Source organism: Rossellomorea sp. ABR4_012 (genome assembly GCF_056159545.1).
In genome coordinates this window covers 199,629-222,429 of record NZ_JBSWVK010000002.1, presented here as the reverse complement: position 1 = coordinate 222,429, position 22,801 = coordinate 199,629, and the positions used below count along the sequence as shown (strand labels likewise).

Genomic DNA, 22,801 nt, shown 5'->3' with positions numbered 1-22,801 from the left:
ACCCTCCTACAATCCATTTTCATTCATAAACGGCTGCTGCCGCATTTACGGGCAGCCGGTCTTCACCTATTATATTGTTTCTCTAAGTATGGTCAGAGTTCCTTCATTCAGCGATTTTCCGGTTTAGTTTCCCCTAACCTTCCTTGCTTAACTACTAATTCCCCAATTCCTAATAGTGTAAAACATTCAGTGGAAAAAATCCTTCTTTCAGCACTCTCATCCATGGGCTTGTTGACAAGGGGGGCGAATCATGGAAAGATTAATACTAATAATATGTGCGAAAGAAAGGACGAACATTAATGGATTTAACACAAAACACAACCGAAAACATCGAATTCATGATCACCGCCATCAAGGAAAAACTGAACGTAGTAAACGTCGGCGCCATCAAGCCTGAACACTTCAACGAAGACATGTACGAAGACCTCCACGACCTCTATCTTATGGTCGAAAAGAAAGACCGCTTCAGCCCAAGCGAAATGACAGCCATCATCGAAGAACTTGGTGCACTCCGTAAATAAATCATGCCACTTTTGAAGGCCCGTCCCAGACCGCGTTAACGCAGTGACGCAGCGAGGGACGGGCCATCATGCTGGTCCTTCATGATGGTCGGGTCTTTCATTCGGGGATGATGTGCGCTTTAATGGGACGCTTTAATTAGAATCATTCTTATAAGATCATAAATCGGGAAATAGGATCGTATTTTTTGTCGAATGGATCATAAATCTCTAGATAGGATCATATTTTGCCAACTAGGATCATAAATCTCGAAACAGGATCATATTTTTTGTCGAATGGATCATAAGCGCCCGCCTCACACCTAATTCCTTTCTTTACTCCCGCAAATTCAACCCTAATCCATCCAAAACAGACAAAACAGCCTGCACAGCACCCATGTTCACCCACAAAAACTACACCTAAGACCACAAAAAGGGGCATTCCGACGAGGAATGCCCCTTTCCCTATATTCCATCCACTATTTTGAAAGCAGCGCCAGTGATTCACGATTAAACGCCGGCAGGTCGTCCGGTGTTCTGCTTGTCACAAGCTGGTTTCCGCAAACGACGACTTCCTTATCTTCATAAACCGCGCCGGCATATTCCATGTCCACTTTAATGGACGTGAAGCCTGTCGCGTGTCTGCCCTCCAGCGCCTTCGCCGTAATCAGGAGCTGCGGTCCGTGGCAGATCGCAAAGACAGGTTTCTTTTCATCCATAAAGTGTTTCGTGAACTTCACGAAACGGTCATCCGCACGCAGCTGGTCCGGTGAGAATCCTCCAGGCAGCAAGAGTGCGTCGAAGTCTTCAGGATTGACATCATCAATGCTCTCATCGATCGATACCGTTGCGTCTCCCTGCTTTCCTTTCACGGATTTGCCTTTTTCCTTTTCAATCGTGATGACTTCGTGACCTGCTTCTTTCAGTGCTTTTTCCGGATCGGTAAACTCTACATCTTCAAACATATCTGTAAGTAAGCATGCAACTTTAGCCATAAATTGAATACACTCCTAATTGTTAGTTTAATGATTTGCTCACATAGTAAATGTACCCTTTATTCAAAAAATAAAACGCTGTTAAGAGTGTTCATCCATCGAAAATTGGGAGAATATTGTATTTCGCTGGACCTTATAGACTTCCTCCCCGGCAATATCATTGATGATCGCGATATTACGGTCAACGGCCAATCCAAGGTTTGTTGCCCCTGCACCGTGGGAATGTTCAAGATTCGTCAGCGTATAAAAATGATGACCGCGCTCCTCCTCATCGTTAAACACCAGCTTATAATCCCGTGTTACCTTGAACCTTTTCTCATCCTCCCACACAATCTTGTCCCCGAAAGCCTCATGGAACCACGAAGGGATATTCGGCACATACCCCGTTGCCAGGATGACCTTCCCGGACAAATACGAAAACTCTTTATCCTCCTGCCATTGGTGGCAGCTCAGTACATATTGGTTCTCTTCCTGACGTATCTTATTGACTTCTGTCAGAGGCTGAATCACAATGTCAGGAGCATTCTCACTGACAGAATGGTTGTAGAGGATGTTATAAATATTATTCAACGTATCCATATCGATCCCGTTCCTGAGCTGATCGAGCGTCTTCAATGCATTCAGCCTCTTATCAAATGACAGTCCGTGAAAATAATCCACATAATCCGGAGCGAAGAACTCCTGTCCGAGCTTCGAGGATTCAAGTTGGAGGATCCCCTCCGATCTCGTCAGCCATGTCAGCTTGTACGGATGATCCCTCTGCTCTTTTAACAAATCATAAAACACTTCCGCTGCACTCTGGCCGGAACCGATGATCGTGATCGATGAACTCTCCATGGTGGTATCTTTATGAAACAAATAACTGCTGGTGTGGTGGACATCTTCTGATGGAAGCCCATCCATGCCGTCCAGTATTAGCGGTTTACTCCCGGTACCCATCACCACATGCTTCGCATGATACACCTCCCGCTCATCCGTCAGCCGGTTATCAACCTCGACTTCAAAGTGATCGCCTGTATCTTTCACCCCAATGACTTCACTATGAAATTGGCAATGCGGAAGCTGCTTCACGACCCAGCGTGCATAATCATTGTACTCCTGCCTCGGCATTTCAAATTTATGAAAAAAGAAAAACTTATACAGCCGGTTATGGGTATGTAAATAATTCAAATAGCTGTATTTGCTCTGCGGATTCGCAAAGGTGACCAGGTCAGCGATGAACGGCACCTGAAGATCGGTCAAATCGATCAGCATCCCGGGATGCCATTGAAATTCAGGTGTCTTGTCAAAAAACTTCACCTTCAACTCCGTCCTCTCCTCGATCAACGCAGCCAGGCTCAGATTATACGGCCCGATCCCAATCCCGATACAGTCAAACATCTCATCTCTTTCCAAACGTATTACCTCCATTTCCTCGACATCTTCCGCTTATTTTTACCTAAGTAAGAAAAAACTATTTTAAAAAGACTGCCCCTCTGGCAAGCCAGTCCTGTGCCATTCTTATTTTTTCTTAAAGCAAAGGGCATACCACCCGCCTTCTTTTACAATCGGTTCGATGGATACAACCTTGAACCCGGTCTTTTTGGCAAGTGTCTCCATCTCTTTCTGGGAGGGTATCGGATGTAAATTTTGAAAGGTCATGAAGAAGCTGTTGAAGGCACTGGAGAACTGCTTGCCGTGCTTTGATTTCTGCATCGGCGTCAGGACGAAGAACATTCCTTTCTTACCCAGCCAGTCCGAGGCTTTTTCGAAAAACTGAAGCCGTTCCGACGGATCGATATAGTGGAATAGATTGTTCGCCATGATCAGGTCGAAGGCTTGGTCGGGCTCGTAATCATGTAAATCACAGCAGTGGATGTCGATATTATCATAGTTTTGAAGTTGTTCCTCTGCTTCCCTTGCCACCCCTTCATGGATTTCGATGCCGACCATCTTTTTCTTCGGATAGCGGTCCGCCAGCCTCCTGATATAGCCTCCTTCCCCGCATCCAAGATCCAGCACGGAATTCACCTTAAACTTCTTCATCACTTTTTGAAGTTTCGGGAATGCAAAGCGCTCCAATAGAATCGATGTCTTCGCAACGGTCGAGCCGTGCAGGTCAGAGTTGAAATGCTGTCTCGTCTGGTTTCTGAGAAGGCTCGGATAGGATAACAGAGCAGGGATATGGAGCTCCATCATTTCCTTCAGCAATACGCCCGAGGAGAATGTTTCTTTTTTAGAAGAAGGCAGCTTCCAGCCGTTCTTCACTCTCACGCGGTCCTTTGAAGCACGTTTCAGGTGCTTCAGCGTGATCCCGACTTCCACCCATTGCTCCAGCAGGTCCATTTCAATATTCTTTGCCAGAGCCACTTCCTGTATCGAAGCCGGCTTCCTGAAGCTTTGGAACAGCTCCAATTCGTAACCAACATAGGCGTGCCAGCTATATAAAAACGGGACATTCTTCTTCATCCAGGTCCTTGCCCGCCAAACCTTCGCCAATTCTGCAATCATTGTAATGCCTCCGTTTCTTTCCAAGGATAGTCTTGGGTTTCTGTGAATGTTGTGTTGCCCTTCTCTTCTCCGCTGATCCTGACTTCCCGTATCGGGAGGATGCCCCCTTGGATCATGCGGTCATACAAGGTTTCCCTCCATAGTCCGAGTCCCGATATATTCAGCATTTGTTTGTAGTGGGAGACGTTGTCCTTTTCCATTCTCTGCAGGCTCTTCTTTCGCAGCCAGCCGATCGGCCTGTACGGATACGAGTAAACAAGCGCCGATAAATGGCTCAGATGCATCTGATGGGATACCCGTTTTCTCCGCACCTTCGGATACCATTCTAGATTGGAAGACCTGAGTTTCTCCTCCTTATACATATCGCATAGCAATTCACCAAGAATATCGCCATCCTGAATCGCCATATTCATCCCTTCTCCTGCCATCGGGTGAACGGTATGAGCCGCGTCCCCGATGATTGCCAGGTGATCTTTCACATAGGTGTCGCTGTGATACTTTAGGGGGACCATCAGCTGAATCTGTTTCCAGTCCTTTATTTGATTGACGTACCCGTCAAGTTCAGGACACATTTTTATATAAAGTTTATGAAACTCCGAGATCGGTTTTTTTCTAAGGGATTTATATTCTCCCGCCGGAATCAGATAAACAGAGCGCACCTCGTTGTCAGGCAGCGGAAACAATCCCAGGAAAGACTGGTAGGTTGAGATGATTTTCCCTTTCACCATCTTTTCCGGCCTTGGGAACGTGACGGTCAGGAAGTGATGATTATACTTTTTTTCGTTTACCGATACGCCCATATGGTCCCGGGTAACCGAGCTCCTGCCTTCCGCTCCGATAATAAAGTCACACTCCATCTGAAATGACTCTTTCTTCTTCCGGTTCTCGAGCGTGACTGTATGATCCTGTATTTCTTTGCACACGGTTTGAGGATGATAATGAAAATAAGGGTATTCCTTCGCCTTATTCAATAGAATTCCTTTGAGGGTTTCGTGATGGATCATCAATGAAAACGGATAGTCACTCGGAAGAATCGAGTAGCTCATCGAAGAATGCTCCGGATCAGCCTTTAAGTTCTTCAGTTCAGTCAACTCCAGATCCGAAATCTTATGTCCATTTTCAAAAACCGATTCGATCACATCAAGGGAATCGAGTATTTCGAGACTCTTTGGCTGAAGCAGTTCTCCTTTATAGATGGGACTCGGGCCCGGGAGCCTTTCTGCCACGGTCACATCGATCCCGCATTGTGCAAGCTTCAAGCCAAGCGTCAGTCCTCCTATTCCTCCCCCGCTGATAAACACGCTTGTCCGCATATCGTTTCACCTCTTTCCTTACATTTATCCTTAATGTGGAATGTTGAAACTTGCCGATGTGCTGAGAGAAAGCCCCCTTTTTAGACATACCTGCTAAAATTGTAGAATCGTCTATTTCCCGGAAAATAAACAGTCCTACCAAATAAAACGCGATATTTGTCACCATTTTCCCGGCAGCAATCGTCATTTCCATTAGGAAATGTGTCGTTTGATACTGACGTTACTTTACACAAAAAAAGCTCCAAAACGGATAACATAATCCGTTTTGAAGCTTCAGCAACCTTATTCAGCTTTCCCTGCAATGGGAAGCAGGATATTGACAGTCGTTCCTTCGTTCACGTTGCTTTGGATGGAGATCGAACCGTTATGTTCCTTAATAATTTTATGGCAGATCATCAATCCCAATCCTGTACCTTTTTCCTTCGTACTGTAAAAAGGTTCGCCAAGATGCTTCATTCGCTCAGGCGGGATTCCGGCTCCGTTATCCTGGATGGATATTTTTGCGTAATCGTTTTCCCTTTCAAGCTGAACGCTCAGAAGGCCGCCATTCGGCAGTGCTTCGAGTGCATTTTTCATGACATTGAGCACAACCTGTTTGATTTGATGGGGGTCGCAATGAATTTCCGCTTCTTCAACAGAGAAGCGTACATCCACTCCCTGCTTCAGGCATTCCATCTTGATGAATTCGACTGAGCTGGTCAGGAGGCTTGTAAGGGACGTAAATGAAAATTGGACGGCACGGGGCTTTGCGAGTGCCAGGAATTCATTTGTGATAATTTCGATGCGGTCGAGTTCGCCTTGAATGACCTTCAAATGGAAATCATCGTCTGCACTTTCCTTCATCAGCTGCAGGAATCCTTTAATCGTCGTCAAAGGGTTGCGGATTTCATGTGCGACGCCGGCAGCCAGTTGGCCGATCATGGCGAGCTGCTCAGATTTTTTCAACAGATCTTCGTTTCGTTTCTTTTCTGATAGATCGCGAATGATCGCAGAGATTCCAATCAACTTGCCGGTCTCATTCAAAATGGGGTTGAGGTTAAATACAATTTCAATCGGTGAACCGTCTCTTCGGTATCGAACGGTTTCAAAATCTTTTATCCTCTTCCCTGCTTTAACTGCTTTTAAATTTTGTTTGAATTGTGACACCTGGTCTTCCCGGTGCAGGATCGTGATTTCTTTTCCGATAATTTCAGTTTCCTTCCAGCCGAACATCGACTCAAAATGCTGATTGACCTTTAGAATATTTCCGGTGGGATCAAGGAGGGCAATTCCATCTCCTGCATGTTCGAAATAGGCTTCAAGAAGCTCTTTCGCTTCTATTAATTCCTCTTCCATTTTGATCCGGGCCGTAATATCCTGTCCGATTCCGTAAATCCCGATGACTTTGCCGCTTACACGAATCGGGATATTCGTCACACTGATATGGGTTCTGCCGCCTTCTCTGTTCACGTAGGTCGTCATGTATCTGGAGGCTTCCCCCTGAAGGGCAGCTTCAAAATAATCAGATGCCTCTTTTGCCTTGTCGTCAGTGATGAATTCACTGTAATGCCTGCCGATCATATCGGATGATCGGAACGTCCATTGAGCCGCTGCTGCCGGGTTCACTTCCTGGATGATACCTTCCGTATCGACCATATAAATATTATCGGGACTGTATTGCACAATTGATTGATACTTGTAAGTTAGTGTCTTTTGAAGCCTCAACGTATTTTCAAGCTCTACTTTTAAAGAAATCAGCTCGTTTTCGTATTTCTTTTTATCTGTGATATCGTGAAGGATGATGCCTACATGATCAACAGTTCCCTGTGGATTGTAGTCCGCCGGTGAAATCGTGATATGACAGGTGCATTGATGATTGCCATCCGTCGTGAAGGTGAGTTCCTCACTCTGTGTATTCTCTCCTTTCATCCCCTGCAGCACAAGATTCACAAAGTCAGGGGTTTTGAAGGCATGCTGCCGGCAGAGCGATTCTCCAATGGCATCATCGGTCAGCTTGAAGAGGCTTTTGAATGACTCATTCATTTCGGTCAGGACGCCATTTTTATCGATTACACATACACTTGTAGGCGTATTCTGTATCAGCGTTTGATATATTTCTGATATGGAGTTCTGTTTGTATCCTTCGTTCTTCACGTTCTTTTTCTCTTCAGCAGGAACGATCATTAATAAATCAATGCCATGTTCCACCGTTCTGCGCTTAAGAGTATATGAGCGGTCGGCATGCACAAAGTGGCTTCCATCTGTATCTAACAATCTTTTAATATTGAAGCAGTCCATATGGGAGAGCTCTTCCCATTCCGGATTGGCTTCTTCGATCATACGTATATCAGTATTCCATAACGCAGCGGGGACAGGAATTGAATGAATGCTTATCGCATTCACAGGTCTAATATCAGCCATAGTACCTTCCTTCTCGTAACTTGATTTACTATCATTTTACCCTACCTTTATGATCATATAAATGCCTGTCTTTATACTAATTTAGCAATCGTCACCATGAACCAAGAGGATTAATTTAAAAGCAGACTTTAAACCCTAACTGAGCAAATAAACAAACCTGAGCCGATGCAGCCCAGGTCCCCCCTTACACATGTGTTGTTTTCATAGATTCATAGTTTACAGCAAGCTCCGCTCCGACACGCGCATTGTTCTTCACGAGGGCGATGTTGGCTTCAAGGCTTTTTCCGCCAGTGAGCTCCTTCACTTTCCCCAGTAAAAATGGAGTAGCTTCCTTGCCGGTTATGTTTCTTTCCTCCGCCTCCTGAAGTGCCGATTCTATGATGCTGTTCATCTCGTTTTCTTCCAATGCATCCTTTACCGGAATCGGATTCGCTACTACCACGCCTCCGCTCATCCCCAACTCCCACTTTGTTCTTAACAAAGAAGCAATCTCTTCACATGAATCCATTTGATAGTTTACATTGTAAGGACTTTCTCTTGTATAAAAAGCAGGCAGAGATTCCGTTTGATATCCCAGTACGGGAACTCCCTTTGTCTCAAGGTATTCAAGTGTGAGGCCTATGTCCAGGATTGATTTTGCTCCTGCGCAGACGACTGCGACATTCGTCCGGGCAAGCTCTTCAAGATCTGCCGAAATATCCATCGTTTCCTCTGCCCCACGGTGGACCCCGCCGATGCCGCCTGTCACAAACACGGCAATATCGGAAAGCTCCGCGAGAATCATAGTTGCCGCCACCGTTGTCGCCCCGTCTTTCCCTGCAGACAGGATGTAAGGAATGTCACGGCGGCTTGCTTTAATCACTTCCGAGGCCTGTCCCAGGTATTCCAGTTCTTCATGTGATAAACCGATTTTTATTTTCCCATTTAAAATGGCAATCGTTGCAGGCACCGCTCCCCCGGCACGGATAATATCTTCCACTTCCCGGGCCGTATGTACATTTTGGGGGTAAGGCATACCGTGTGAAATGATCGTCGACTCCAGCGCAACAATCGCTTTTCCGCTCTTTTTCCCCTGTACCACTTCTTCTGAGTATTCAACATAAGGTTTGATATTCATTGTTTTCCTCCCCTGTTTTACTGGAAATTCAAAAATACGGATACTTCATTTATGAAAACTGAAAAGGCTAGTGAAAAGAGCCTAATAATACAGACTATAATGATTCTGAAGCTTTCCTTTTGTAAGTGAGGGGCTGACTGTATGGGCGGATTGCAGCGTCAATGACGAACAGGTGACACCGATCCTGCAGGCCCCGTCAGTATCAGAACCTTTGATATACCCATAGATGATCCCTGCAACCAGGGCATCCCCCGCTCCGGTGACATCAACGACCTTCACTTTAGGAGGGAGGATGGCACTGGCTTCTTTGTATACCGTGTAATAAATCAGTCCCTGATCCCCTCTCGTAATGACGACTCTTTCCGCCCCTTTTTGGGTAATCATCTTTGCCGCCTTAAAAAAGTCCCCCTCAGATTCAATCGTCATGTCCAGGTACGCCTCTGCTTCTCCTTTGTTACAAATGAACCAGGTGACTCCTTCCAATGATGGCGGCAGCTTCTTTACTTTGGGGGCAGACACCGGGACAATCGTCAACGGGACCCCCTCTATCTGACATCTTCGGATAATATACTGTAAAACCTCTGCCGGGAAATTGGTATCAAGCATCACCATTTCAGAGGAAGCAATTGCGCCCCACTTCTTTTCAATGAACCCGATGTCAACGCTTTCATAAAGGTCCATGTCAGCAAGCGCAAACATCATTTCTCCCTGCTTGTCCAAAATGACGGAATAGGTCCCGGTCGATTCTTTATGTAAACTAATGGACGAGGACACATCCACATGGTTCTTCGTTTGATTCAATAGCCAGCTGCCCTCGGTATCATCCCCCACCACGGTCAAAAGACAGGACTGAAGGCCGAGGCGCCCCAGATTCTCTGCAATATTGCGGGCCACTCCGCCGCTTGCCTGACTGGATTGAGCTGGATTGGATGTCTCCGGGAGCAATTCATCATGAAGCTGAAGCTTTCGGTCAATGTTCGCACCGCCTATGCAAGTGACACCCTTTTTTCCCGGAAGTACATAAGCCCTTCCAAGAATCCGGCCTTCCTTTATCAGATTCGAAATGTACCCCGCAACCGCTGACCGTGATAACCCGCTTTTTTCAGACAGCTCCTGCTGACTCATAAACGGATTTCCTTCAATCAAAGTCAACAAAAGCTTTTCTTTCTCATTCAACGTCTCCCACCCCCATGTAAAAAAATAACTTTTGTTAATATTCTAAACTTTTGTTTTATTTTGGACAAGAAAAATAGCCTGCTGGTTTACCCAGCCAGGCTATCTTTTCAGATTAACTGATTCTTTTGTCTTTCTTCGCTTTACCAATATCCTTTAAGTAATACTGATCAGAGGTGAAAAATTCATTCGTCAACCGCTTCACTTCTTTACTTAAGAGCAGGACTGCAATAATATTGGGAATCAAAATGGCGGCCAGAGCCAGGTCAAGGAACTGCCAGATTGTTTTGGCCGCACCCACTGCACCAAGGACAATCGCCACTACGTATACAATCTTAATGCCTTGAGCTGCTTTCCATCCAAATAAGAATTCCGCTTGCTTGGCCCCGTAAAAGACGATGACAATGATTGTCGATAGAACAAAGAAAATTAATGAAACTGTTACAAGGATGCCTCCGAAGGAGCCGAAGTATTGAGTAAATGCTTCAGTCGTCAGGGCAGAAGGATCATCCAATGCATCTTCTGCCGTCCATACACCTGATGATAAAACCACGAACGCCGTTGCAGTACACACAATCAGCGTATCAATCACGATTCCGACGATCGCCCATAAACCTTGTCTTACCGGGTGATCTGTCTTGGCGGCAGCGTGGGCAATCGGTGCTGTCCCAAGCCCCGCTTCGTTTGAATACAACCCGCGTGCAAAGCCCCAGCGGATCGTTTCGGCAATCGCCGCTCCGGCAAATCCACCCATCGCCGACATCGGCTGGAATGCGTTACCTAAAATCAGGCTGAAGAACTCCGGAATCGCATCGAGGTTCATAAACATGATCACAAGCGCTGCACCTACATAGATCAGAGCCATGAACGGGACAAATATCTCTGTCACCTTCCCGATCCGTTTAATCCCGCCGAATACAATGAGTACAACGAGAAAAGCCATGATCAAGCCTGTAACCAGACCGCTTACATTAAAGGATTCCTCCACAGTTGCTGCAACCGAGTTGCCCTGGACCATTACACTTGGAATCAACTCGATCATGAGGGCAAAGGCAAACCAGACACCAAGCCATTTCATATTCAGGCCATTTCGCATGTAATACATCGGACCGCCAACGAATTCACCCTTTTCATTCTTCTCCCGATAACGTACCGCCAGTACACTCTCAGAGAACTTAAGGGCCATTCCTATAAGCGCGATGAACCACATCCAAAAGACCGCACCCGGTCCCCCGAACATGATAGCTGCCGGGACCCCGACAATATTCGCTGCCCCGATCGTAGAAGATAGAGCAGACGTTAACGCCTGCAGCGGCGTGACCGTTCCTTCCCCTTTTGGCTTCTTCTTACTGAACACACTTCCGATTGTCTGCTTGAATATGTACAGAGGGTAACGGAACTGTATGAACTTCAGCAGAAACGTCAAATACAAACCTGTCCCTGCCAATACGATGATTAAAGGCGGACCCCATAACCAAGCCGATATTTTCCCTATGATGTCAAAAAAATTCTCCAATCGAACTCCTCCTCAAATGGCATAGATTCAATGTCTAAACTCCAGGTCATTTCAGTCAAAATATATGTATGTACGGGGACTAACTTATGTAAGCAGGTTGCTCCACCATGCTTAGATTCTAAAAATTCAGACACTGATTCTATTATTCTTTTCGTTCTTTTCCCTGAAATTGGGTGGGTGAAACATCTCAGCTGGGTTTTTGGGAAGTGTCGGGGAGTTTCAAGAGGTAAAATGGTGATTGGGTGACCTTTCCTATCGCAGGAATCGGACAAGAAGCTATGGTTTACGGACAAAAAATCGAGTTTGCGAACAATTTCGCATAAATGCCGACATTAATTTCAAAATGCGGACGAGAAGAGTGTGAATACCGACAATTCTTCATATTTCGACACAATCTGCATCAAGCCCGCTCTCAACATTCTCTGACTCAAGCCCCCTCCCCATAAAAAAGACCCGAAACCACTCTACAAGCAGTTCCGGGTCCTAAACCATTCACTATTCACTTCTACTCCGTCACCCGCGGCAAAATCAACACTTCCACTCTCCGGTTCAATGCCCGTCCGTCAGCAGTGGCATTATCCCCGACAGGTTCAAATTCTCCAAAACCCTTCGCGCTGAACCATTGAGGGTTCAGATCCTTATTTTCGAGAATAAGTTTCATGAAGTTCACGGCGCGCATAACACTAAGCTCCCAATTTGAATCAAACTCCGCGTTACGAATCGGGACGTTATCGGTATGTCCCGAAATGATGATGTTCCTCGGCGGGTTCATCTCCAATAACTCAGACAGTTCCCGTGCCACATTCAGGTCATTGCTGTGCACATCCGCAGATCCCGAATCAAATAGCACATTGTCCCGAATCGTCAGCAGGAGTCCTTCATCCGTCAGCTTCGTCACAAACTGGACCTCGAGATTATTTGTCTTGATATACTCATTGACTTTCTTCTGGATCTCTTTCAGTTCTTCCTGATCCTTCAGAAACGCCTGGCGCTCGATTTCTTCTTTATCCAGGTCAACTTTTTCTTCCGTATTATTCACTGCCCCGCTAGACTTCACTTCTTCCTCACTCGGCTGCGGCGGCTCCACTGGGCTCTGGTGCTCCATGATCCCCGTCCCACCTGTAAACACTTGATTAAAGGCTTTCGACAGCTCCTTGAACTTCTGTGCATCCACCGAACTCGATGCATAGAGCACAATAAACAGTGCCAATAAAAGAGTCAGCAAATCCGCATAGGGAATGAGCCAGGATTCGTCCATGTGTTCATCATCGTGTTTCTTTTTATGCCGTCTCATTTGCTTCCCCCTCCATCAGCAGCAGCCGCTCGCTTGCCGGTAGATAAGAGGCAAGCTTCTGCTCGATGACCCTGGGGCTTTCCCCTTCTATAATGGAAAGAATGCCTTCTACCATCATCATTTTCAATTGCACTTCCCGCTTCGACTTGCGTTTCAGCTTGTTCGCAAAAGGATGCCACAATACATAACCGGTGAATATCCCCAGCAGCGTTGCGATGAAGGCTCCGGCGATGGCATGTCCCATCTCCTCGGTATTTTCCATATTGCCAAGTGCTGCGATCAATCCGATAACGGCCCCAAGCACCCCCAGTGTCGGAGCATAAGTCCCGGCCTGCGAAAAGATGGAGGCCCCTGCGCTGTGCCGATCTTCCATCGCATCAATTTCTTCATGAAGGACGTCTCGTATGTAATCTGCACTTTGTCCATCGACAGCAAGGGAAAGACCATTTTTCAGGAACTGATCATCAACTTCCTGGGATTTTGATTCCAATGCCAGAAGTCCTTCTTTACGAGCGATATCCGCAATTTCCGAGAAATATCGGATGATTTCTTTAGGATCCTGTACCGTTTGTTCTTTAAAAAGCATGCCGAATAATTTTGGTACTTTTTTTATTTCATGTGTCGGAAATGCGATGGTGACGGCTGCTGCCGTTCCAAGCAGGATAATCAAAATGGCTGCAGGATTAACCAGGGCTACAGGGCTCACGCCTTTGAAAAACATCCCCACACCAACAGCAACCAACCCTAAAATGACTCCAATTACTGACGTTTTATCCATCGTTTTGTCCACCTTACTCTTTGTAGTAGTCTACTTTTACTATCGGACAAAACATCCATTCCTTTAACTTTTTTAAAAGGCCCGTCCCACACTGCTTTAAAGCAGCGAGGGACGGGCTTTTAGCGCTTTAGTGAGATGAGGGACGGGCCTTTGCCCTTATTGCGAAAATATTTCCATATATAGTATAAAAGTTGTGCTTTCCAAACCGATATATATAGGAAAGGGGATTATATTTTACATATAAAAGGAGAGAAATAACGTGACACCTGAGCAAATGAAGATTTCCGATACGAAACGAAAGAACCTGTTATTGCTGATCACGTATTCAGTAAGTCTGCTTTCCGGTCTGATTTATTCCATCTTGAACGAATCAGGCATTATACCCATTTCGGTCTTCGCCTCACAGCTGATTCTGCTGGCGGTCTATTTTGTCATCTTACAATTGATGATGAAAAAACCTCAGCTGTATGTCTACTTCAGTATTCCGACCATTTATGTCATTATGCTGCTTTGGCTTCTGACAGATGGGGCAAACGCCAAAAATATGGTAATCTTAACGCTTATGGCAGTCCTGTCTGCCATCCATTTTCAAACCGTCATTTTCGCAATCGGCTATGTGTCCGGACTCACCATCCTGGTGCTCAACAAAGTTTTCGCACCTGCTGATGATGTACTGTTCAGCGAGCTGTTCCTTCCTGCTTTACTTACATACCTGCTGGTCGGGATCGTGCTTGGAGTCGTCATTCATTTAAACAAAAAACAATCCGCCCAAATCCAGGAGTTCCTGCAAAAAACGGAAGATGAAGGCAGGAAAAAAGATGAACAGCGTGCTCTTTTTGCAAAAGAACTGACAACCATCTCAACTAGCATCAAGCAGATCAATGATCAGATCCAAGTCCATCTCGTGTCACAAAACGAAATGAGAACGGCTGTGACTGAAATTTCTGCGGGCAGTCAGACACAAAGTGATCAGATTAACAACATCGCTTCCGTTGCAGCCATTACCATGACGAAAATGGAGGAAGTCACTCACCTTTCCAATGACCTTGCACTCCATTCAGATGATGCCAACCATCTCGCTCTCTCTGGAAACGAACGCGTCACCTATCTTCATGACAACATGACAGAGCTTAAAAACATCATCGAGGGACTGAGCAGCACCTTCAAGGAATTAACCAAGAAAATTGAAGAAACAAACACATTCATCGGAAGCATCCAGGACATCACCGATCAAACAAATCTGCTCGCATTGAACGCATCGATTGAAGCAGCGCGTGCCGGGGAAGCTGGAAGAGGCTTCTCGATCGTGGCTGATGAAATCCGTAAACTTGCGGAAATCACCAGAAACACGGCCACACTGATCAATGATAATCTCTCTTCCGTTAACGAAGTCAACTCTACAGCCTTGGAAATCATGTCCTTGAGTTCAACGAAGCTGCACGAAAACATGACGGCAACCGGAGAAGTAACAGAACACTTCTCTACACTCCGCGAAAAACTTGATGCCATCTCGAAGGAATTCCAGCGCTTATCATCAACCGCCACTTCTGTTAAAGGGCAAACCGGTGAGGTCGAACTATCAACCAAAGAGCTTGCTGCCGTGATTGAACAGTCAAGCGCAGGCCTTGAAGAAATCAGCGCGACGATCGAAACATTGAATCAGGACAATGAAACGATCGCCCGCTACATCCAGGACACCGCTGAGAGCGCCGTACGGATCGAACAAAGCATCAATAATTAACATCTAGGGGACAGTCCTTTCTCAAACGATAGGACTGTCCTGTTTAACTATGACTTGTCATCGGATTGTAGATTTTTCACTAGGCCAAATATGATAAGCTTAAGGCAGCAGAACTAAAGGAAGTGGCATTTTGAAAAAAAGACTCATCATCACGATACCGATCATGCTCGTCGTGTTCCTGGTTGCAAACTCGTATCTTGGTAAAGCCTATACAGAGGTCCCTGAAGGCACCCGTACCATGATTGTACTCGGCGGCACATTATTATCGGGAATCATTTCTTATTTCCTGTTCAAACCTGATGGGGAACAAGATAAGAAATAAACAGTCAGAACGAACCCCCGCTCTCGAATGGAGCGGGGGTTTTTTATGGTTATAATTGTAATAATTTTATAAATTTTTTGTAATTTTTGACATCTAACTTTATAATCTATTCATAGAGATATAAATTTCAGGGGGGACAAGATGAGACAAATTAGATACATAACGATGCCGGCTCAGTTTTTACTGACATGTGCGGGCTTGTTTCTTTTCAGCGGTGCGGGGGTCCTGCTTTCTTATGACAGTGAGTTGGTGATCATGATGGGGAAGTATGTTCACACCCTATCGGAGATTATCACTCAATTATTCAACCCTTCTTCCATCATCATTGAAGTCGGAGAGGCCCCGACCCCAAAGAAATATCCCATATACCCACTTTTCTTTCAGCTGTTCGGCTACTCTTTTCTTCTATTATTCCTTGCATTCCTGGCAGCCGCAGTGATTTCCACACTTCTCAGTTATTTGTTCATGTTTCTGCCAAAAAAAGCATTTAAACTGTGTGTGAAGATCATGGATCTTTTTGATTCATTGCCTGATGTTCTGATCATCGTCTTCATTCAGCTATTTATCATCTGGTTTTTTAAAAAGACGAATATCCTATTATTTGATATTTACACATTGGGCGATGAAAAAGTTTACTTAGTGCCTATCATTTGTTTAGCAATCATGCCGATTGCCTTTTTAACCAAACATTTTTTATTTCAGCTCAGGGAAGAAGAAGAAAAGCCTTATGTGGAATACTCATTTTCTAAAGGATTTTCGAAAGCTTATACGATCTGGGTCCATCTGTTCAGGAATGTATGGATCCATTTCTATTTTCATATCAAGCCCATTTTCCTTCTGATGCTGTCGAATCTCTTGATCATCGAAATCCTATTTAATATCAACGGTTTCATGAATGTCCTCCTGGACGTCTCGCAGCGAAATCCGAGTGCTTTTTTCATTGGGATGCTCATGATTTATGTTCCATTTTTTATTGTGTTCAGCCTGGGTGCCCTGCTATTGAAAAAATGGCTGCCACATGAGGAGGTGCAATCTTGATGATTCTACGCAATTTACGATTATGGATACCGATCGGTTTCCTGTTGATTCTGATTGCCGGGAGTTTCATCCTCCCTCTCACACATCCAGAACTATTTGAACAAGGTCCGCCTTATCTAAAGGATGAAAAGACGGGCAGATTGACCGCATCCCCTCCTTATACGCCATCCGAAATGGAGCCGATGGGGAGTGATAAGTTAGGGAGGAACGTCTTCTTCGTACTGATTGAAGGAGCCAAATACACACTTCTTTCAGCTATTGCAATTGCCCTGCTTCGTATGACAGGGGGATTCCTTTTTGGGCTGATTTATGCTTTCCTGCCAAAGTTGGCAAGGCAGATTTTAAAAGGATTGGGAGATACATTTAATTTCATCCCGCTTGCGATTATTGTCTTTGTCCTGTTAACACCTCTGCAGGCTGCTTTTCAAGCTGGGACTCTCTACTCGATGAAGTTCCTCATGATTCAAATAATCGTGATCTCCATTATTGTCATTCCTTCGCTGGGGATGTATATAGGGGAAGAAATGAGGCGGTTTCTAAAGAATGATTTCATCATGGTCTCCAGGCAGATCGGTGCAGGAAATCATTACATCATCCGGAAGCATCTGCGCCCCCAATTCAGCCGCCATGCCATCGTGATGTTTTCCGAGCAAATGTCACAGACACTCTATTTACTTATTCAACTCGGCATCCTGCATATATGTCTAGGCGGACTCAAAATGGTGGAATTCGGCATCATGGAACATCGCCCGGAATATTTCTCATTCATCAATGATTGGGCAGCAACCATGAGCATCAATATCTATCAAATTCATCTCTATCCGTGGCTGCTTCTTTCTCCACTGGCATTCTTTGCGATTGCGATATTCTGTGTAAATGAAATCAATTCTGTTTTAAAGGAAGTGTTCCTTGAAGGGAAGTCATTGAAAGAAACGAAGAAAAAAATGGCCAAGCCTGAACCTTCCTCTGCATCAGTTGAACACTTGTTTACTCTTACCCGAAGTGGAAGGGGGAAGCAAAATGAGACGATATAGGATGGCCGTCACATTCATGATTCTTATTGCTCTTCTCATGTCAGGCTGCCGAATCGAGTGGGCTGCCGATCCGGAGCTCAAAGCCAATCAGAATACGGGAAAAGTCGTGAAACTAGACGGGAAGGTAAACCTGAGATCAACGGAGCTGGTCATCGAAGGAACGACCAACCTCCCGAAAAATTCCGTGATTTATGCGAGTATCAAGGAATATGGCGACCTTTCGAGCAAATACGGTACCATCATCCGCTGGCAGGCTGAAGCAAGTACAGAAATCACTGCTGAAGGCACTGGAACAGTTGACAAGGAAGGAAACTATTCCATCACTCTTCCGAGAAAGGACCCATCAAAACGCTATTTATTAGAAGTCATGTTCAACCCTAAGCTCCAACCTCTGAAAATACAGGAGATTTATGGGATTAACGGCGAAAATATGGCCCTTGTGATGGGAATGATTAAAATAAACCATGAAGGAGAGATGGTGCCAGTAATCACCCGTGTTGCTCCAATCGTCAGCATAAACGACCCGTACGGAAACGATATCGCTTGGGGCTTGGAAGATACAATGTTCCAAACCAAGCCAAAACCAATTAAATAGCAGCTCTAACTACCAAAAATCCCGATCTATGATAGAACGGGATTTTTCCTGTTACAGCAGCTTTTTTTCTATTTTCTGCTCATAATTCTTAAACATCGAGCTGTTCGTCTTCACCCTTCTCTTCGACAGCATCGAATTGTATCTCACCATTTTTTCATTGAGGCTCTTCTGCAGCTCTTCTTTTTTCAAATCATCTTCACAGACGCGGATAAGGTCCTCGATCCTCATCATTTCTTTCTTGATATCCATTTCCTCTGTGGAATAGCCGGCGTTCTTCATGATTCGGTGCGCCATCCGGAGAGCAGGCGGTATCGATAAGTCATCGTCCAGATTCTGCGGTTTCCCGTAGCCCGGGAGATTGTCGAATTCCCCGTCCTCCTGAGCCTTTTTGATCCTTTGTTCAGAAATAATCATTGAAAAATCCAAGTAAACCCCTCCTGTAAGAAATGCGCCAGCTCCTTGTTCAACCTTGCTAAACACCCTTGGTCCGACCGGCGAAGCCTTGCAGCAGGCGGACTGAAGCTTTTCGAGGGGCTTGGCGCCGGAACTGGCCATTTCTCAAATTAAGTTTTACCTTCCTATAAAAGAAAGGATTCAGTGGGACTGGCTGACTATTCAAAAGACGTGTGGCTGACCACTTGTTACTACTAGTGTATACGAAAACCTGTTTTTGATCGTGATAAATTTTGACGATAAATCAACATCCGTTGACTGAGCGTTCAGTCTGCACCTATCGCCACTCTTTACCATCATACCGCCCCTACATAATTTCCCCCCTCATGGAAAAACTACGGTTATGACATCATGAAAGGAGTGTTTCATATGGCACGTGGAAAATCATTTGAAGCAAAGAAAAAAGGACATCCGGGTAATTTCCCTCAAAACAGCACTTCCGAACGACATACTGAAAAACCCCCAGGCGACGAAGAACTGATTGTCACTCAGGAGGCATTCAAAAACAGAGTCGATCACGATGAGCATCGTTTTTAAATATGAAACAAGCATCAGGAATGTTTCCTGATGCTTGTTTTTCTTTTATCAACTTTTTTAAGATCTTACTTTTTCTCTCTCATCCACAGTGGATAAATCCATGGAAGGACCAAAGAATTCAAACTTGATTTTCTCTTCAGGAAGACCGATTTCTTTTAACGTCATGATCACGGCCTTCATGAACGGTGCAGGTCCGCAGACATAGCATTCTGTGTACTGGTCAACATAAGTGGATAGAATTTCTTTGTTTAGGTAACCTGAGAAGGTACATTGAGAAACATTGTCCGGATTTTCTAAAATGTAGCATACCTCTCCGTTTTCAAGTTTATCCATCAACCCGTCAATGTCATTTCTGAATGCTTGCACGCCTTCATTTTTACTTGCATGAATGAATGCAGTTTGGCGTTTCGGATTCGTCTCAGCAATTGTTTCAAGCATACTCATCATCGGTGTGATCCCCACACCCCCGGAAATGAACGCAACCTTGCCTTCCGAATTTTCTTCATTCAAGTAGAAATCACCAGCTGGAGCACTCACTTCGATGACGTTTCCTTCCTTAACTTCATCATGCAGGAATGTCGTTACAATCCCATTTGGATCAAATTCCGCTTCTTTCTTAACAGAAATACGGAAGAATCCTTCTTTATAAGCACTTGATAAGCTGTATTGACGGATGTGTGTATTCTTTTGGCCCGGTATCGTCACACGGACTGAAATGTATTGACCAGGATTGTATGCCGGAACCTTCCCTCCATCATGAGGTTTCAGATAGAAGGATGTGATTACGTCGCTTTCTTTCACTTTCTTCGCGACAACAAATGGTTTGAAGTCACGGAATCCAGCTTCTTTTTGCTCCGCTTCCACATACATTTGCTCCTCCACATCAATGAATACACCTGCGATCACGCCGTAAGCATCCGCCCATGCCTCGATGATTTCATCCGTAGCAGCATCGCCAAGCACTTCCTTGATCGCTCCCAGTAGATGTTCCCCCACAATCGGATATTGTTCAGGCTTTATCCCTAAACTTCTATGCTTGTGAGCAATCTGCTTTACAGCAGGCAGTAACACTTCTAATCGATCGATATTTTGTGCAGCGGCATAAACCGTATTCGATAACGCTGTTTGCTGTCTTCCCTTCTTTTGGTTGGCATGGTTGAAAACGTTCAATAATTCCGGATGGTTTGAGAACATATTTTTATAAAATACAGAAGTAATTTCTGTCCCTTTCACTTCTAGAACGGGTGCAGTGGATTTCACGATATCAATTGTTTTTTGAGATAGCATTATACATTCACCTCTAAAGATATATTTTAAATACATCTTTAACTTACACCCGCCATCCCCTTAAAGCAATATTCTAAATACATCTTTAACAGATTAGACACAATTCAATCCATTATTTAGACACAAAAGCCTCGGATCAGTATAATGGGATCATGCAAAGAAAAAGGGTGAATCCATATGAAATTGACGTTATACACTGACTATTCGCTGAGAGTCCTGATTTATCTGGCATCAAAGCCCAAGACCGAACTCTCTACCATAAAAGAAATTGCAGATTCTTACCAGATATCCAAAAACCACTTGATGAAAGTTACGTATGAACTCGGTAAAATGGGGATCATCGAAACCGTCCGCGGCAGATACGGCGGCATCAAACTTGCCAAGGATCCAACCGATATCAACATCGGCAAACTCGTACGGAAAACGGAGGAAGACTTTGAGCTGGTCGAATGCTTCAGCAAAAATAACAGCTGTGTCATCACTCCGGTCTGCGGCCTTAAACACGTCCTGGCAAAAGCGCTGAACGCCTACCTTGCCGTGCTTGACGGCTTCACACTCGCAGACATCGTCACAAACCCGATGGAGTACCGCATCCTATTTCAGGAGCAGCAGAGTCCGGAATTTGATCAGTAATCTCCCATCAAACAATCGGTGCCAGGCACAATTCATCCCTTTTGTGCCTGGCACCTTTTTAATGACAAAAAGCCCTTCTCCCCAAAATGGAAAACAGGATTTTCTCATTCTTTGCTCTTACTGTACTTGTCCGCGGTCAATACGAACAGAAAGAAGCTTAACAGCAGTGTACTCCCGCAACGACTATCGTGAATGCCCCGGAGCGAGCATCGTCTATTTATGTCGGTTGAAAACACTTGCAAACCTTGATAGCACTGATACAATTGAATTGTAATAGAACATTCTGAAAAAAGGAGAATACATATTATGTCTAACTTTCAACAAAATCTTGAAAAGTACGCGAGTCTAGCCGTTCAAGTCGGTGTAAATGTACAAAAAGGCCAGACATTGGTGATCAACACGTCCATCGATGCCGCTGAATTTGTTCGTTTAGTGGTTAAAAAAGCCTACGAAGTCGGAGCGAAGCATGTTTACGTGAACTGGAACGACGACGTGGTGAACCGTACGAAATACGACCTTGCACCGGATGAAGCATTCCAGGAGTTCCCGCAATGGAAAGCACGTGAAGTGGAGGAGCTGGCCGAAGGCGGCGCTGCGTTCATGAGCATCGTATCTTCAAGCCCTGACCTTCTTAAAGGCGTGGACCCTGAGCGCATCTCCAACTTCCAAAAGGTTGCAGGTAAAGCGATGTCCAAATATCGTCAGTTCATCCAATCCGACAAGGTAAGCTGGTGTGTACTGGCTGCTCCTTCCAAAGACTGGGCTGCGAAAGTTTTCCCTGATGCTTCTGAGGACGAGCAAGTGGACTTGTTATGGGATGCAATTTTTAAAGCGGTACGTGCAGACCAGGCGGATCCTGTTCAAGCATGGAAGGATCACGATGCCACTCTGCATGAAAAAGTAGAATACCTGAACGAAAAGAACTACCAAAAACTTCACTACACTGCACCTGGCACAGACCTTACAATCGAGCTTCCTAAAGGCCACCTGTGGGTAGGAGCAGGCAGTGTCAATGAGCAGGGTGTCGAGTTCATGGCGAACATGCCGACTGAAGAAGTGTTCACAGTTCCATTGAAAACAGGTGTAAACGGGACGGTTTCAAGTACGAAGCCATTAAGCTACGGCGGTAACGTGATCGATAACTTCACACTTACATTCGAAAACGGCCGTATCGTCGATGTAAAGGCGGAAGAAGGCGAAGAAATCCTGAAACGTCTTGTCGAAACCGACGAAGGCTCTCATTACCTTGGAGAAATCGCCCTTGTTCCTCATAAATCGCCAATCTCTCAATCAAACGTCCTTTTCTACAACACGTTGTTTGACGAGAACGCATCAAACCACCTTGCCATCGGTAATGCATATGCATTCTGTATCGAAGGCGGTAAAAAAATGAGCCAGGAAGAGCTTGATCAGAATGGCCTGAACAACAGTATCACCCACGTTGATTTCATGATCGGTTCTGACAAAATGAACATCGATGGAATCAAAGAAGACGGCACAACCGAGCCTGTATTCCGCGACGGCGGCTGGGCGTTTTAATTTCATATTTAATATTTGATAAAATCCGGAAAGGACCCGTTGAGGCTCC

General features: G+C 45.1%; 21 protein-coding genes. 9 read left to right on the top strand and 12 right to left on the bottom strand.

What is annotated here, in order from left to right; all coding sequences use genetic code 11:
• The first annotated feature begins 299 nt into the window (after positions 1–299).
• The gene (locus ACXAFV_RS10665) at positions 300–521 is read left to right on the top strand and encodes a DUF1128 domain-containing protein (RefSeq protein ID WP_475126385.1); all 222 of its coding nucleotides are present in this window, start codon (positions 300–302) and stop codon (positions 519–521) included.
• A gap of 455 nt (positions 522–976) precedes the next feature.
• Here ACXAFV_RS10665 and ACXAFV_RS10660 read toward each other — a convergent pair whose 3' ends face one another.
• The 10 genes from ACXAFV_RS10660 to motA all read right to left on the bottom strand — a co-directional run bounded on the left by ACXAFV_RS10660 (position 977) and on the right by motA (position 13,573).
• Positions 977–1,492 carry a type 1 glutamine amidotransferase domain-containing protein gene (locus ACXAFV_RS10660; RefSeq protein WP_475126384.1) on the bottom strand — a complete coding sequence of 172 codons (516 nt, stop codon included), beginning with the start codon at positions 1,490–1,492 and terminating at the stop codon, positions 977–979.
• Positions 1,493–1,573: 81 nt separating this feature from the next.
• Positions 1,574–2,887 (bottom strand): lysine N(6)-hydroxylase/L-ornithine N(5)-oxygenase family protein, encoded by a 1,314-nt coding sequence (locus tag ACXAFV_RS10655; RefSeq protein WP_475126383.1) that lies wholly within the window; start codon positions 2,885–2,887, stop codon positions 1,574–1,576.
• A gap of 105 nt (positions 2,888–2,992) precedes the next feature.
• Complete coding sequence (locus tag ACXAFV_RS10650) at positions 2,993–3,982, bottom strand: class I SAM-dependent methyltransferase (RefSeq protein ID WP_475126381.1); 990 nt, start codon at positions 3,980–3,982, stop codon at positions 2,993–2,995.
• Entirely contained in the window at positions 3,979–5,295 is a 1,317-nt protein-coding gene (locus ACXAFV_RS10645; RefSeq protein WP_475126380.1) for an FAD-dependent oxidoreductase, read from the bottom strand. Before ACXAFV_RS10645 ends, ACXAFV_RS10650 begins: the two co-directional genes overlap by 4 nt.
• 282 nt (positions 5,296–5,577) lie before the next feature.
• On the bottom strand, positions 5,578–7,695 hold the full coding sequence (locus ACXAFV_RS10640; RefSeq protein WP_475126378.1) for a PAS domain S-box protein: 2,118 nt from the start codon (positions 7,693–7,695) through the stop codon (positions 5,578–5,580).
• A gap of 184 nt (positions 7,696–7,879) precedes the next feature.
• Complete coding sequence (locus ACXAFV_RS10635) at positions 7,880–8,812, bottom strand: pseudouridine-5'-phosphate glycosidase (RefSeq protein ID WP_475126376.1); 933 nt, start codon at positions 8,810–8,812, stop codon at positions 7,880–7,882.
• Positions 8,813–8,893: 81 nt separating this feature from the next.
• The gene (locus ACXAFV_RS10630) at positions 8,894–9,988 is read right to left on the bottom strand and encodes a carbohydrate kinase (RefSeq protein WP_475126374.1); all 1,095 of its coding nucleotides are present in this window, start codon (positions 9,986–9,988) and stop codon (positions 8,894–8,896) included.
• Positions 9,989–10,100: 112 nt separating this feature from the next.
• Positions 10,101–11,501 (bottom strand): alanine/glycine:cation symporter family protein, encoded by a 1,401-nt coding sequence (locus ACXAFV_RS10625; RefSeq protein ID WP_475126372.1) that lies wholly within the window; start codon positions 11,499–11,501, stop codon positions 10,101–10,103.
• 505 nt (positions 11,502–12,006) lie between these two features.
• Positions 12,007–12,795, bottom strand: a complete 789-nt coding sequence (motB, locus tag ACXAFV_RS10620) for a flagellar motor protein MotB (RefSeq protein WP_475126371.1) — start codon at positions 12,793–12,795, stop codon at positions 12,007–12,009.
• On the bottom strand, positions 12,782–13,573 hold the full coding sequence (gene motA / locus ACXAFV_RS10615) for a flagellar motor stator protein MotA (protein WP_475126370.1): 792 nt from the start codon (positions 13,571–13,573) through the stop codon (positions 12,782–12,784). Before motA ends, motB begins: the two co-directional genes overlap by 14 nt.
• A 259-nt stretch (positions 13,574–13,832) precedes the next feature.
• Here motA and ACXAFV_RS10610 point away from each other — a divergent pair, with 259 nt between their 5' ends.
• From ACXAFV_RS10610 to ACXAFV_RS10590, 5 genes are all read left to right on the top strand, one after another.
• The gene (locus tag ACXAFV_RS10610) at positions 13,833–15,314 is read left to right on the top strand and encodes a methyl-accepting chemotaxis protein (RefSeq protein WP_475126369.1); all 1,482 of its coding nucleotides are present in this window, start codon (positions 13,833–13,835) and stop codon (positions 15,312–15,314) included.
• 130 nt (positions 15,315–15,444) lie between these two features.
• On the top strand, positions 15,445–15,636 hold the full coding sequence (locus ACXAFV_RS10605; RefSeq protein WP_475126367.1) for a histidine kinase: 192 nt from the start codon (positions 15,445–15,447) through the stop codon (positions 15,634–15,636).
• 141 nt (positions 15,637–15,777) lie between these two features.
• Positions 15,778–16,674, top strand: coding sequence for an ABC transporter permease subunit (locus ACXAFV_RS10600; RefSeq protein ID WP_475126366.1), 897 nt, complete (start codon positions 15,778–15,780; stop codon positions 16,672–16,674).
• Positions 16,674–17,708 (top strand): ABC transporter permease subunit, encoded by a 1,035-nt coding sequence (locus tag ACXAFV_RS10595; protein ID WP_475126364.1) that lies wholly within the window; start codon positions 16,674–16,676, stop codon positions 17,706–17,708. Before ACXAFV_RS10600 ends, ACXAFV_RS10595 begins: the two co-directional genes overlap by 1 nt.
• A complete protein-coding gene (locus ACXAFV_RS10590; protein ID WP_475126363.1) occupies positions 17,695–18,303 on the top strand; it encodes a hypothetical protein in 609 nt (202 codons plus the stop codon). The genes ACXAFV_RS10595 and ACXAFV_RS10590 overlap by 14 nt, the downstream gene beginning before the upstream one ends.
• A 51-nt stretch (positions 18,304–18,354) precedes the next feature.
• Here ACXAFV_RS10590 and ACXAFV_RS10585 read toward each other — a convergent pair whose 3' ends face one another.
• The gene (locus ACXAFV_RS10585) at positions 18,355–18,729 is read right to left on the bottom strand and encodes a DnaJ family domain-containing protein (RefSeq protein WP_475126362.1); all 375 of its coding nucleotides are present in this window, start codon (positions 18,727–18,729) and stop codon (positions 18,355–18,357) included.
• 396 nt (positions 18,730–19,125) lie between these two features.
• Here ACXAFV_RS10585 and ACXAFV_RS10580 point away from each other — a divergent pair, with 396 nt between their 5' ends.
• Positions 19,126–19,293, top strand: coding sequence for a hypothetical protein (locus ACXAFV_RS10580; protein WP_175986925.1), 168 nt, complete (start codon positions 19,126–19,128; stop codon positions 19,291–19,293).
• A 57-nt stretch (positions 19,294–19,350) separates the two neighbouring features.
• Here ACXAFV_RS10580 and hmpA read toward each other — a convergent pair whose 3' ends face one another.
• The gene (hmpA, locus tag ACXAFV_RS10575; RefSeq protein WP_475126359.1) at positions 19,351–20,580 is read right to left on the bottom strand and encodes an NO-inducible flavohemoprotein; all 1,230 of its coding nucleotides are present in this window, start codon (positions 20,578–20,580) and stop codon (positions 19,351–19,353) included.
• Positions 20,581–20,757: 177 nt separating this feature from the next.
• Here hmpA and ACXAFV_RS10570 point away from each other — a divergent pair, with 177 nt between their 5' ends.
• A complete protein-coding gene (locus ACXAFV_RS10570; RefSeq protein WP_475126358.1) occupies positions 20,758–21,213 on the top strand; it encodes an RrF2 family transcriptional regulator in 456 nt (151 codons plus the stop codon).
• A 306-nt stretch (positions 21,214–21,519) separates the two neighbouring features.
• On the top strand, positions 21,520–22,752 hold the full coding sequence (locus tag ACXAFV_RS10565) for an aminopeptidase (RefSeq protein ID WP_475126356.1): 1,233 nt from the start codon (positions 21,520–21,522) through the stop codon (positions 22,750–22,752).
• The last annotated feature ends 49 nt before the right edge of the window (positions 22,753–22,801 follow it).

What these genes read in the sequence shown, in the direction of transcription:
- ACXAFV_RS10635 (WP_475126376.1), bottom strand. Translation starts at nt 8,812, where the DNA reads ATGAATATCAAACCTTATGTTGAATACTCAGAAGAAGTGGTACAGGGG.
- ACXAFV_RS10665 (WP_475126385.1), top strand. Translation starts at nt 300, where the DNA reads ATGGATTTAACACAAAACACAACCGAAAACATCGAATTCATGATCACC.
- ACXAFV_RS10660 (WP_475126384.1), bottom strand. Translation starts at nt 1,492, where the DNA reads ATGGCTAAAGTTGCATGCTTACTTACAGATATGTTTGAAGATGTAGAG.
- ACXAFV_RS10580 (WP_175986925.1), top strand. Translation starts at nt 19,126, where the DNA reads ATGGCACGTGGAAAATCATTTGAAGCAAAGAAAAAAGGACATCCGGGT.
- motA (WP_475126370.1), bottom strand. Translation starts at nt 13,573, where the DNA reads ATGGATAAAACGTCAGTAATTGGAGTCATTTTAGGGTTGGTTGCTGTT.
- motB (WP_475126371.1), bottom strand. Translation starts at nt 12,795, where the DNA reads ATGAGACGGCATAAAAAGAAACACGATGATGAACACATGGACGAATCC.
- ACXAFV_RS10595 (WP_475126364.1), top strand. Translation starts at nt 16,674, where the DNA reads ATGATTCTACGCAATTTACGATTATGGATACCGATCGGTTTCCTGTTG.
- ACXAFV_RS10565 (WP_475126356.1), top strand. Translation starts at nt 21,520, where the DNA reads ATGTCTAACTTTCAACAAAATCTTGAAAAGTACGCGAGTCTAGCCGTT.
- ACXAFV_RS10650 (WP_475126381.1), bottom strand. Translation starts at nt 3,982, where the DNA reads ATGATTGCAGAATTGGCGAAGGTTTGGCGGGCAAGGACCTGGATGAAG.
- ACXAFV_RS10645 (WP_475126380.1), bottom strand. Translation starts at nt 5,295, where the DNA reads ATGCGGACAAGCGTGTTTATCAGCGGGGGAGGAATAGGAGGACTGACG.
- ACXAFV_RS10640 (WP_475126378.1), bottom strand. Translation starts at nt 7,695, where the DNA reads ATGGCTGATATTAGACCTGTGAATGCGATAAGCATTCATTCAATTCCT.
- hmpA (WP_475126359.1), bottom strand. Translation starts at nt 20,580, where the DNA reads ATGCTATCTCAAAAAACAATTGATATCGTGAAATCCACTGCACCCGTT.
- ACXAFV_RS10590 (WP_475126363.1), top strand. Translation starts at nt 17,695, where the DNA reads ATGAGACGATATAGGATGGCCGTCACATTCATGATTCTTATTGCTCTT.
- ACXAFV_RS10570 (WP_475126358.1), top strand. Translation starts at nt 20,758, where the DNA reads ATGAAATTGACGTTATACACTGACTATTCGCTGAGAGTCCTGATTTAT.
- ACXAFV_RS10600 (WP_475126366.1), top strand. Translation starts at nt 15,778, where the DNA reads ATGAGACAAATTAGATACATAACGATGCCGGCTCAGTTTTTACTGACA.